At 55.0% G+C, this 13,150-nt stretch carries 4 protein-coding genes; 1 reads left to right on the plus strand and 3 read right to left on the minus strand.

All coding sequences use genetic code 11. The annotated features are described in order from the left end of the window. Positions 1–27: 27 nt before the first annotated feature. From VFE46_03115 to VFE46_03125, 3 genes are all read right to left on the minus strand, one after another. Positions 28–8,778: an autotransporter-associated beta strand repeat-containing protein gene (locus VFE46_03115; protein ID HZZ26975.1), complete on the minus strand. Its 8,751-nt coding sequence runs from the start codon at positions 8,776–8,778 to the stop codon at positions 28–30. A 645-nt stretch (positions 8,779–9,423) separates the two neighbouring features. Next, complete coding sequence (locus VFE46_03120) at positions 9,424–11,163, minus strand: LamG domain-containing protein (GenBank protein ID HZZ26976.1); 1,740 nt, start codon at positions 11,161–11,163, stop codon at positions 9,424–9,426. Between the two features lie 28 nt (positions 11,164–11,191). After that, positions 11,192–11,740, minus strand: coding sequence for a sigma-70 family RNA polymerase sigma factor (locus VFE46_03125; protein HZZ26977.1), 549 nt, complete (start codon positions 11,738–11,740; stop codon positions 11,192–11,194). A gap of 286 nt (positions 11,741–12,026) precedes the next feature. Here VFE46_03125 and VFE46_03130 point away from each other — a divergent pair, with 286 nt between their 5' ends. Next, a complete protein-coding gene (locus tag VFE46_03130; protein HZZ26978.1) occupies positions 12,027–13,127 on the plus strand; it encodes an alginate lyase family protein in 1,101 nt (366 codons plus the stop codon). The last annotated feature ends 23 nt before the right edge of the window (positions 13,128–13,150 follow it).

Here is a 13,150-nt window from a genome sequence, read left to right on the forward strand (position 1 = left end):
CTGCAGATCGACGCCAATGAGCTTTGCTCAATCGTTTTTTCCAAGTTCAACTACTGCACGGCGCTTGCGACGGTAAAACCGCCCGCCCACTGCCAAACCGCCCAGGGCCAAAAGCAGGAAGCTGGCCGGCTCGGGCACCGGTGCATTGCTGCCATGGCCGGCAAGCAAATAATTGATGAGCGCCTGCTCGTCAATATTATTAACTTTGCCGTCATGGTTGACATCGGCAATGGCCAGTAACTCGGCGTTGGTTAACGCCGGATGCGCCGCGAGGTAACCTGCGGTGTTGATAAGTTCACTCATCAGAGCGATTAGGTCCCGGCTGTCGACATGGGAATCCAAATTGACGTCGCCGAGCAGCGTCGCAAAGCCAAGGGGCTGGACTTCGCCGTCACCTAGAATTTGAGCGCCCGGAGCGAATCCGGTGAAATCGATTTGGCTGAGCTGCGTGGAGTTCAACCCGACGGAACTCTTACTGACGTACAAGGCATCGTTTCCGAAGGTCCAGTTGGCAATTGCCAAGGAGCTGCCGCTCCAGGAAACGGCGCTGCTGTCGTCGAATGTCAAAATGCTGCTGCCATTGCTCAAGTCGATGGTCGGCGTGCCGCTGGCCAGGTTCAACGTTCCCGTAGTGCCTGTGCCTGGGGTTGCGGTGTTGCCGCTGAACGTGAGGTTATGGCCGCCGGTGGAGAGCGTGCCGGTGTCGTTTAACGTTAATCCGCCGCGAACACTGCTGGCCGTACCGATGGTCCAGGTGCCGCTGCCGCTTTTGACCAAGTTCATCATGCCCGCTCCGGCCGCGGAATCTGCAATTCCACCGGCCAAAGTTCCGTTGCCTGCACCCGATAGTTTTACGTTGCGGAGCGTCGTGAGAGCGCTAGGAATGGCAATTTGGCTTTGAATGGTTAGCGAGCCGGCATCGGAATCGAGATTATAGTCGCTGCCTCCGGAAAGTAGTGTAATGGCGCCAGACAAAATGTTGTTACCTGCCACATTTTGAATGTGGAACACATTGATTCCATTTCCTTGTCGTGCACCAAGCGACATCGGCTTAGTTACGGTAATTCCGGCCGACGTTGGATTTAGCAACAAAGTACCTACCAAATTCGTATTATTCGTGCTGCCGCCAATCGTGAAAGTGCCCGTCGTGGGCGAACCCAACGCACCGCCCGTGGTAATTTCTAAATTACCAGAGCCATTGCCAATGGTCATGTTGCCAGTATAGGAAGGGCTGTCGACATTCAAAACGGTAGTGCCCAGCGAACCTTGCGCGTTGCCCGTGCCCGCGGTGGTGATGGTAAGTGGCCCCGCGCCAGTCAATGGGCTGTTCACGTTAATAGTCGTGCCGGCATTGGGGGCGAATTGGATGTTGCTGCCGGCTACCGTCACGATGCCGCCCGTCGCGCCCAAATTCACGTCGCCGCTAATCGAGAGCGTGCCGCCGCCGGTGACCGACAGCGTGGTATTGGTTCCGGAAAGTGCGGTGCTGTTGGTTAAGGCCAAAGTTGCTCCGCCGTCCAAGCCCACGAGTGCGTTGGAGCCCACGGTGACCGTGCCGCTGACAGTGGTGGTCGTGGCCGCTCCCACGCGAATGGCGCCATCGTTATTTGCGCCACTGGCGCCGGTGCCCGTGCCGTTGATGGTAATCGGCTGGCTGGGAGCGTGGTTACTGCCGGTGTCGAAGTACAATTCGCCGCCATTTTGAACGATGTTGTTGCTGCCGCTCAGCGGATTATTCGTATTGGCCGGACGCACAATGCCCGATTGTACGGTCAAGGTGCCGCCGAATCCGCCTAAATCTGCATTCTGAGCCGTTACGTTATTCGTTCCAGCAAATATTAAATTACCGTTGCCACTCACCGAAGTCGGCGCGAAGGTTGTCGAATCGCTTCGGCTGTAAATCAAATTGCCAGGGCTGTTGATTTGCAGGGACCCTGTGCCCAGCGATCCGGACGCCGTTCCGCCGCCAATATTCAGCGTGCCGGAATTGACAGTGGTGGTGCCGGAGTAATCGTTGTTGGTTTCCAGTATGAGCGTTCCGGTACTTGTGCCAGTACCTACGCTCAGCGTGGCAGCGCCGCTGATTTTTCCAATTCCCGAAATGGTGTAATTATTGGTCGAAGCGTTATAAGTTACCGAACCGGGGGTTACGGTTGTGTTCAAAGCAATTGCCGTTTGCAATTGTCCACCCGGCACAGGATGCGTGTTGTTATCGACGAAGTGGACATTGTCTCCTTGGAAATAAGTCTGGTTGTTTAGGGAGCTTGTCGTATCGAACCAATTGGCATGGGTCGTGTCCCAATTCGAATCCGAAGTTGAATTCCAATCCAAATCGTGGCCTGAGCCAAACGTCACCGTGGTAACCAGCTCTCTGCCGGTTGGACCGCCAGCGATGAGGCTGATCGGGCTAAAACCTGTTCGCCCGCCATTGCTGGAGGTGATTTGCAAGTTGGCAAGATTTGCAATCGAGGTTTCCGTGCTGGGCAGGGTGAATAGAGTATATTGGAAGGTAGCCGGAGAAGTGGAGTTCGGATTTTGCAGCTCCATGTCAAGCGGCGTGATGCTTGCGCCAATGGTTAAGCCGGCGCCGGCGACGTTGATTAAATCTTGTGTCGACGAGTTGCTTTGATCGACATAATAACGCACGGTGCCGCCGTTGAGCGTTAAACCATTGTCGAAAGTTAAAGTTCCACCATTGCCGGAAACCACGTTTCCAACTAGCACGTGGGTGCCGCCACTAATAATTGCTCCCGCGACATTATGATTGAGCACGCCATTGATGCTGCCCGTGCCATTCAGCACGGCGCTGGACGCCACGCTAATGTTTCCCGTTGAACCGGCGGCTCCTAGAGTTCCGTTTACCTGCAGCATGCCTCCGCCGATGGTCGTATTGCCGTGATACCCCATGGTGCCATTGACGATAATGGCGCCCGGATTATTCGGCTTGGAAAAACTGGCGTGATTGGAGCTCTCCGTTCCGCTGACCGTGGCGTTGCCGTTCAGCGTGAGACTGGCGCCGGCAGTGACGACATCAATGGTCGCTGTTTTACCATCGTTCATGGTGAAATTGCGGTCTGTGTTGCGGGAGGTGGCGCCCGTGAGTTGCAGTGTGCCGCCATTGAAAACTAAATTGGTGGCGGTGCTGTCCGAGGCGCCGATGCTGCTGGAAGAGCCGCCGTTTTCAATATCGTCGACAACGAGGGTGCCGCTGGTGAGCGTGGTGCTTCCGTGGTAGGTAAACCCGCCGCCCGTGCCAACCAGAAATTGCTGAATGCCTGCCGGATCGCCGTTCAACACAACGCTTAGTGGGTGGGTCGAGTCACTATCGGTAATCGACGCTGTGCCCACCGTGGCGGTATTGGTGGCGAAGGAGGCATTCGTGGTAGCCGTGGGCGCCAAGGTTAGTATTGAGGCACTCGTTGTCGAGGAGTTGGTGATTGTTGAAGTATTTGCAGTACTATTGGATTGGCTGGTAACAATGCTCGCTAAGGTCTGGTTAAAGCCGTTCAAATCCAGCGTCGTCAGTGTGCCATTGCCGCTTACACCCAGGGCGGCAACCGCATTGGGGGCAATACCGTTATTTGCACCAATACTGGTGACACCGGTGACTCCTAGCGTCGTGTCATTCCCGGTAATACTGATTTGCGGATAACTTCCGCCACCGGAAAGTTGCACATTCCCGCCACGAACCACGAGTGCGGCAACTCCGGAGCCGGTGGTAATTGGCCCGGTAAAACTCAACAACCCTGCGCCCGGTCCGACAATGTCACCGCCATTGCCCGTGGCGGCGTTAATCGTAATCGAGCCAGAAAATGTAGCAGTGCCCGATAACGAGATAGCATCGGTCGTCAAGGCGCCTAAGCCGGTGCCGGGCGAAACCGTGTTGATGACAATGTTGGGTGTCAGCGTGACGCCGTCGTGCAATTGCAACCTGGCAACCGGCGAACCGGTGTTGGGGCCATTCACGGTAATTGGCCCGGTGCCCAATCCGCTGTTGTTGAGCACGTTGATGACGCCGGAATTTACCGTGGTTCCACCGCCGTAAGTATTCACACTCGTGGTATCGAAGGTTACGGTATTGCCCCCCGCGGCAATGGTGAGCGCAATATCACGGTTTGTGCCCTTGGTGATTTGGCCCAAAATATCGGTGGCAGCACTCATTGCGACCGACAAGGAGGTTACGCCTGGAGTCGCTGAATTATCGGTAACCACAGCGCCCGCGATGGGCAAACTAAAGTTGGTGACGGAAGCGTTATTGCCGTTCAAGTTCAACGTGGCGTTCAAATTCGCGTTGGTGTTGCCGACGGTTAAAGCCGCGCCGCTGGGTAGGGCGCTGGCGTTATTGAGATTCACGGTACCGCTATTCACCGCGAGGCTGGCATAGGAGTTGGCTCCCGACAGTGTAATGGCGCCGGAGCCGTTCATGAGCACATTGCCGCTGCTGAGAATGTTACTGGCGACGTTTAAAGCGCTATCGCTGCGATTAAATATCAAATTCGCGCCGGCACCCAGCGTGACATTGCCGGTACCTAACGTGCCGCTCGTCCCGCCAGCGCCAATGGTGACGGCGTCGCCGCCAATCGCGAGTGTGGCGCCCGCGCCAACGGTGGTGGTGGTGTAACTATTGTTGCCGGTCAAAATGACCACGCCGGTGCCAGAAACGCTCACCCCTTGACCCGTGCTGGTGCTGATGGCTCCGCTGATGGTCAAACTGGTGTTCGTGGCAGTGGAAATCTGCGCACTGGAGTTAAGCGCCATCGGCACTTCAATGGTGTGCGTGCCATTGAGAACGTTGATCGAAGCGCCCGCCGAAGCATTGTCAACGGTCAGAGTTGAGCCGGTGTGATTGGCGGTGGTGCCAATCAAATCGAACGGTACGCCGTTGTTAAATACCAAACCGCCGACCGTCTTTCCGCCATTGAGCTGCACCACTCCGTCGCCGCCGATCAAATCGGTGCTGAAGTTGGCGGTGGCGCCTTGGGAATTGGGAATGCTGCTGCTTACCCAGTTGGCGGAATTCGTCCACAGCTCATTGCCCGATCCGTTGGTCCAGGAGCCGCTGGTGCTGGTGCCGATGGTCAATTGGATTTCATGCAGCGAGGTATTGTTGACAAAGTTGTACGACTTCCCGGACTGGGCGTTCGCAATGGACAGATTGCTCAGCAGGCCGGTAAAGCCGGTCGTGTAATTAAACAAATCGTAGGTGCCGTTGGTGGCAAACGGAGTGGGCGTGGCAGTGCCCGCGGTGCCGGCCAGAATCAAACTGAGCGCCCCGCCGTTGATCGCCAAACCATTCGCGTTGGAAACGGTAACAATATCGTGCCCGGTCGAAAGCGCGGAACCGGTGTTAAAATCGAAACTGATTAACGAGCCATTCGCAAACGTCAGCGAAGTCGGCGCGAATGTAGTGCTAACGCCATTACTCACTAGAGGGTCGCCCGGCGATAAAGTACCACCGGAGTTAATGGTTAGCGCCCCAACGCTGCCCGTGCCGCCAATCGTACCACTGACGCTGACGGCCGAGCTGGCCGATAAGCTGCCATTTACCAGCAGGGTGCCGGCACTAACCGTGGTTGCGCCGGTATAGGTGTGCGTACCGGTGAAAACCAAGGTGCCGAGACCAACCTTCGTGAGGCTGGCATTATTCGCCGCGGCTTCTGTGCCCGACATGGTCAAGCGCGTTGCAGCGGTGCTGACGCCGAAAATTGCCGTCAGAGGAGTGCCGATCGTGGAGTTGATCGTGAAATTTCTGTTGGTGCTGGTTGTGGCGCCGGTGTAGTTGAGTTCGGTATTGTTGCCGTTAAACACCAAATTACTGGCCGCATTGGTGGAAGCGCCGATGCTGCTGGGATTTCCGCCGTCGGCGAGAAAACTGACGGTCAACGTGCCACTGTTGATGGTAGTCGGAACAGTGTAGGTACTTGCTGCACTGGTAAGCACGACGCTGCCGGTCGTGGTGCCGTTGCCAATCGCCAAATTGCCGCTGCTGGATTGGCTGGTGATGGCGCCGGCCAGCGTGAAGCTGTTAGTGCTGCTTCCGGTAAGTGGGATCAAATTCGCGGTGACTCCGCTGTCGATCAACGTCGTGCGGTTGACATTCAAAGAAAGTGCCGTAGCGTTCGATTGCAGCGTGCTGGACCCGCTAAAGATGATATTGATATCGGGAACACCCGGGCCACTGGCAGCGCCTTGAAGGGTAGCGCCCAGATTGCCATCGCTGCTGATTATCAATGTGCCGGCATTGATGAAGGTGCCGCCGGCGTAGGAATTCGTCCCGGTCAGGGTAAGCGTGCCCGTGTTCAGCTTGGTAATGGCCGCTGGCGAATTGCCCGTGTTTCCATTCACACCCGTTGCAGTAGCCACCAAATTGCTGGCCACCGTCAAATTGTTGCTGCCGGTGACGTCGAAAATAGCGCCGGCACTATTAATGGTCATCGCATGCCCGGCGTTTAAGGAGAAGCTGCCTGTCGCCTGCAGGATTCCGCCATTGAAGGTAACGGGCGAGGTGGTAGCGCCTAAATTGTCCGCCGCCATGGAAATAGTGCCGCCATTGATAAATGTCCGGCCCGTATAGGTATTGGTCGTTCCCAGAATTAAAGTTCCCGAGCCCGATTTAGTCAGGGTGGAGGCTCCCGTTCCGTTGGCGATTACCGCGCTAATGGTGAGTTTGCCGGCTCCCCATTGATTGATAATCAGATCGGAATTCGTTGCCGTGCCGCTTTTCACGATGCCGTCGGTAATGTTGAAGTCATTTGCGCCTGTAAAGAGCAAACCGCCGGTGGTTACGGTCATCACGTTGGCCGGCGCCCCAAGGTCCAAGCTGCCGGCGCCGCCACTGGTGTCGATGGCTAGCGAGTTGGCAGCAAATGTGCCCGCCATTATCAGGGCGCCTGAAGTGCTGAAATTGGTTGTGGCCGAATTACCGGCACTGGTGAGTGGAGTTGCGCCGGTATAGCGTGCCACGGCGCCGCTGTTGATGGTGGCGAATCCAATACCGGCGCCATCGTTGACCGTGGCAAAGCCGAAAATGCCATTGGTCATCGTCGTGGGATTCGACGACACGGAGGCCGGACTGCTGAGGGTTCCCTGCGACAGATCGAAGTGAACCGTTCCTCCTGCGTTACGGGTCCAAGTGTTGGGCAAAGTCAAGGTCGTGCCGCCGCCGCCATTAGGATTAATGGCAATGGTGCCGCCGCCGCCGAGGTTGCCGTTAGCGCTACCGCCAATGATAAATGAGCCGACAAATGTTTGGGCCGTAGCGCCCGACGAATTGCCTTTCATCGTGAAATTGCCGCCATCCATCGTTAAGCTGGTGGTGGCGGGAAGCAAACCGCCGGCATTGTAATCGATGATCGAAGTGCCGCCGTTCGCCCAAAACGTCGAGGTTCCGGAGGCAAACGTATTTGCAGCGGTGAAAGTCCAGGTGGTGTTGTAATTGGCGCTTACAATGACATTGTTCAAGCCAAATGTTCCGTTTTGAATCACGCCGGAAATAATTCCGTTGCCGTTGCCGGAAAACATCAGGGAGCGGGCAGCGATACCAGTTGCTCCGCTGGGGCCGGGGCCGGTAGTAATGGGACCCGACATGGTGAACGTGCCGTTGGGATCGGCCGATTCGACGGTTCCTAAACCGCCGGAACTGCTCAGGTCGAAGGTGCCGGCGTACGTATTGTTTCCCGAAATGTTTCGGAACATGGGATTGCCGGAATTCTTCGTGCGGCTGAAATACGTCACGTTGCTGCCGATGGTGATGCCGCCACTAAACTCCACGACTGAATCGACGGTGTTGCCGTTATTGCCGGAATCGTTGTCGAGGGTGAAAGCGTTCGAGCCCAGAGCATTGCTGCTGGTCAAACGCAAAATGCCGTCATCGATGGTGGTGCCGGCGGTGGTATTCGCGAATTGAAATGAACTGCCAGCGACGAAACTGTTGTTACCCCCGAGGACAATCATGCCGGTGCTGCTCGTCAACTTTGTCAAGGTGACCGGTCCTGAGGCAGCTGTAATGTTGCTATTGATGACCAGCGTGTTTGCGCCTGTGTCAAAAGCCACGGCAGTAACGCCGCTGCTAATCGAGATGCTTCGGCTGGCTCCGAGAGTCACTAGCCCTGCGCCCGCACGCAGCGTGCTGTTATTTGTGGCAAAAGTTAAAGCGCCCGACGTAGCCCCTAATGCGGCATCGCTATTGATGCTGAGAATTCCGCCCGATACGGATGTTCCACCCGTGTAGGTGTTGGTACCGGTAAGAAATAAAACGCTGAAGGCGGTAGTGCTTCCGCCGACAAAGTTCAAACCGAACGTGCCGCTGCCACTGCTGATGTTGCCTCCGAGCACAAGCGTTGATGCTGTAGTGCCTGTGCCAACCGAGATGGTGTCGGTGGCCTGTAAGTCGATGGCCTGATTGTCGGTTTCGGTGCCAACAAAGGTATCGGTAATGCCGCCGTTGAGTCCAATTGCATTGCCGTTGATTATGAACGCGCTGCCACCGGCATTGAAAGTGATGCCGGTGATTTGGAACGCGCTGCTTGTTAAATCGTCGGTCAGCGTCGTGCCATTGGAACCTGCGCCTCCAAACACTAGCGAGTCGCCGCTCAGGGGAGGACTGTTCCCCCCGGTCCAGTTCGCGCCGTCGCTCCAGATGGCCGTCGGATCATTGCCCAGCCAGGTGTCGACCGCAGCCTTAGCGCTTCTGGAAATTGCCCCAGTCATCATTGCCAGACAGATCGCCACAATCAAAAAATAGCCACGGCTTGCACCGCAAGATTGTTTCAGAATCATTCTCATATTGCACCGTATGGAAATAGAGTGTGCCGATGGCATACGCTGGCTGGCAAACATAGGTTCCCCCTAAGACTTGAATCCCCCGATTCGATCTGAATCTGAGCTGTATCTCTTCGAAATCGTACGAACTTTTACATGGAGAGCGTCGAAGTGCACTCACCACAGGGTCGCTGCAACTTCGATACACTTCCCCGTCACCAATTACCTACCGAAAATTTTTCCGGAATAGCCCCCGAGTCCGGAACATTGAGATGCAATTTTGCAAACGTTGTTGATGCCCACAACGTCGAATGCAAGATCCTCGTAATTCTCTATATTTAAACCCAAACTCGTTACAAAGCAAGCATTTACACATATTCTTTTCACACCCAAACGGCTAGTTTAGGGGTGATTGGTTTCGCATTGATTTGTTTTCCACTGCTGCTCGTGGGATTCGCCTGACATTGGCAAAAAAAGTCTTCGGCCAAGGGGGCATCGGGGGGGGATTAAGAGTGCCCCCTTGGCCTCCAACTCTTTTTGCTACAAATAACCGAGCGTTAGCTTTTGGACTTTCATCATGTCTCTTTGCTAAACAATGAATATGCTGGCCATTGGCGTCATGTTTCAATTTGCTTCCGACACAATTCCAATTTGCCTAACCGGCTACCATGTGTTGCCATCGGCCGCGGCCGTGCGCACCAATCGAATGTGCTTGTTAATTTCCGCTTCGGTCAACGGCCGATCGTACAAGGCAACTTCGTCCAATTCGCCCACAAAAGGCCGCGTGGCCGCATTCGGTCCGGAGGTAAACGTAAATAACTGGCCCATTAAAATGCGTAATCCGGCGGGGGTGTCGGTGGTATCCGTCGCTTCCGCCGCCACTTTTCCATCTAAAAATAATTTCATTTGCACGCCGTCCTTGACCGCTGCCACATGCTGCCAAATACGGGGCGTATACGTCACGTTGGAATAGCACGATGTTCCCGTTTTGGGCGACATGCCCGGTGGATTGCGGTGCAAAAAGCGAATCCGATCGATTTGCGACGCGCTGGAACTCGGATCCGATGCCGGCCCAATCAGCTCGACCATGGCCCCGTGCAGCGGGAGCTTGGAGCTATCGGCGTTGCACTTCACCAGCAAAAAGATCGAACCAAACTGGCAATAGCCGGGCTTCATCCAGAATTCGATGGAATAGGCATCCTTCAAAGCGTCCGCCAAATCGTCGTTCGACAATAATAAACCCGATTGCGACGACATGCCGAATTCGGCCGTTTGATTTCCATTGGGATAGGTGCGCCAGTCGACGTGCCCTTCAATGCGGCAAGCAAAGCGATCGCCCATTTCGTTGGGAACTAAATTTTCTTGCACGTTATCAAACCGCCAGTAGGCCACCGGCTTAGCCTGTTTGATCGCCGTCACATAATTTTTGGGAATGTTCAAATGGCTGGCATTCATGGAGGCCTGCGTAATAAACGCCCCCTCCTCAGCCATTCCTTTTTGCACGGCGATCGATCGCTCGGCATCCACCGAAACTCGTAGCGAGCTGCCCGCAGCCACGGGAAGCGGGCCGGCCAAATTGCCGGCAGAAAATAATTGCGACGGATCAAAAATTACGCCGCCGGAAAACACATGCAGTTCCACCTTATTGGCATAAGAAATAATGCCAAATGAGGCATCGTTCGAGGCAATCACGCTGCCCAAGCCGGTCTCCAGAGCGTAGAAGTCGCTCTCCCCGCTAATCGCCACCGAGACTTTTCCGTACTGCAAACTAGGCACGCCTTGGCTGGTCATCATCAAACTGACGGGCCCTTCGAGAATAAACTGCCCGACTTTCCCATCGGACAAGACCGAATTGATTTCGGCCACACCCTCCAGCAAACAGAGCGATTGACCAGGGCTGAGCTCACTATCGCGTTTCAAAGCCGCGGTACTATGCGTGGAATCCCACAGGCAATTGGTGACTTTGACCAGTTTTGCCACATAAGGAACCGCATCCCCTTTATCGCCCGCCACTCGCTGCGTCGCTCTGGGATCCGCGAAATTGCCCATCGCCCCTATGCGAAACGCGGCATAGCAGCATGCGGCAATCGCGACAACGAAAAGCAGCAACATCCCCAGCGGCGAACGTGGCCAAGTGAAGAAGCTGCCGCCTAATCCCTGAGGGAAACGAGCCGGCTTGCTTTGCTCCTCCGCAATGCCTTCGGCCGCGGCGGGGTTCGACGATTCTTTGAGGAAGCGCGCTGAATTCTCGGCCAACAACGATTCGCGCAACTGTTGGTGAAAAAACACCTCGCGCGCAAAAATTTCCACGTTTTCCCCATCGGCTTCCAACCAGGCCTTGAGCTGCGCGATCGCCGCGTTATCGGCCGTGCCATCCAGATAATCGTCGATTAGCTGCAACATTCCGCGGGGATCCTATGAGGACGTTTTCTTAGGCGCTGGCATTCAATTTGCGCTGAATACAATCTCGCAAGCCGCTTCGAGCACGGTGCAACATGACGCGCACCGCCCCGGAAGTAATGCCCATTCGTTGAGCAATTTCCTGCGGCTTCAAATCGAACGCGTATCTCCAACGCAAAACTTCCAACAGTCGCTGTCTTTGCTTTTCCAAGCACAATCGCAAGGCCCGGCGCGTGGCCGTCCATTCATCCGACTTCCCTTCAAATGCCATCTGCAATTGATCGATTAAGCCCATCTCTAATAGCCGGTTGGCATCCTTCAACATTTCGCGACGCTCCTTCAAAGCCACGTTCTTTGCAATTCCCATGGCCCAGGGGAGAAAAGGCCGAGCCGGATCATATTTTTCAAATTCCCGGACCAGCACTACAGCCACCTGCTGAACGATGTCCTCCGTAGCATGAAAATCTCGAACAAAAGAAAATACGAAAGCCGCCACCACGGACTGCGACTCCGTCCACAGGCGAGCCAGTTTTTCGGTATTTTCTTGCTCCACGCGTCCCCCCACCTTCCAGCCGAGCAAAAATCGAAGTTTACGGCCCGCGCAAACACCGACACTAGTTATTTCCAAAAGCCGGTTAATCGTTACAACAGTTGCTCAAATTTCTTTCCGCATTTTATTGGTTTTTGCATTCCTCAAGAAGCGGAATGGATGTAACCTACGTTAGAATAAATACTTGCAGCATTAGTTGCCACAGTTCGATCGGAATCCGGGCACGAAAAGCGTGGGTTTTGCAAAGCCGTCCATGCCCACATTGCCTGACCTACGAATCCGCAATTCAAACTTGAGCGAGGCGCCCCGTTAGGCCATGCGATTTTGGATCACGCTGATCGTTTGCTCGCTGTTAAGCTGGCTTGGCGTCTTCGGAACTGCCATGGGCGTGGCCCAATCTATTTCGCTGACCGATGTGCAACGGAAACGATTAGCGGAAATCGTGCACGGCGATAAGGATGCCGGGGCGATGTTTGCCGCGTTCAAGCGTCAGGCAGACCAGGCATTGAACGACCAGCCTAAGCCCATCGACAAAATTCAGACAGAAGGAAAATTGCCCAAGGATCCCGTGAAATTGAAAACCGAGGAAAGCCTGGCCGACATGGGGAAGCTGGAGGCACTCGCCTTCGCCTACGCCGTAACCGCCGAGCCAAAATATGCGGACAAATCGCGCGAGTTCCTTCTAGTGTGGGCGGGAACCAACCACTCCAAAGGGGACCCGATTGACGACACGAACTTGGAACCGTTGCTGTTCAATTACGATTTAACTCGCAGCACGTTTTCCGCCGACGAGCGCCAAGCCGTGGATGCGTATTTGCGAGGCGTCGCCGCTGTGGAACTGGCCACGGCGAAAAGCAAGGACAATAATCATTTCAACAATTGGCATAGCCACCGCTTAAAAATTGTGGGCCTGATCGCCTTTTTGTTGCCCGACCAGGCGCTGATCGACACGACGGTAAGAATGTACAAAGAGCAAATCGAACACAACATTGAACCGGACGGCAGCACGTATGATTTTCACGAGCGCGACGCCCTGCATTATCATCTTTATGATCTGGCTCCCTTGCTGACGTTGGCCATCGCAGCCAAAGCCAACGGCGTCGATTTGTATTCCTATCAATCGCCTAAGGGAGGCAGCCTTGGCAAAACAATCGAGTTTCTTCTGCCTTATGCGCAAGGCACGAAAACGCACGCCGAATTTGTAAACTCAAAAGTCAGTTTCGATCGCAAACGAGCGGAAGCCGGCGCAAAAGAATACCAGTCGGGATCTGCCTTTCAGCCGCATTCCGCACTGACGGTGCTGGGATTAGCCGAGTTTTTTGACCCCAGCTTGCTGGATTTGGTGCACACGCTATCGCACGGCAATTCGCCAAAATATCCAACTTGGCAAATCGTTTTAAACGAAGTCCGGAAATAGCGGCCGATCAATAGTTACGAAGA

Source organism: Pirellulales bacterium (assembly GCA_035656635.1).
Lineage (GTDB): Bacteria > Planctomycetota > Planctomycetia > Pirellulales > JADZDJ01 > DATJYL01.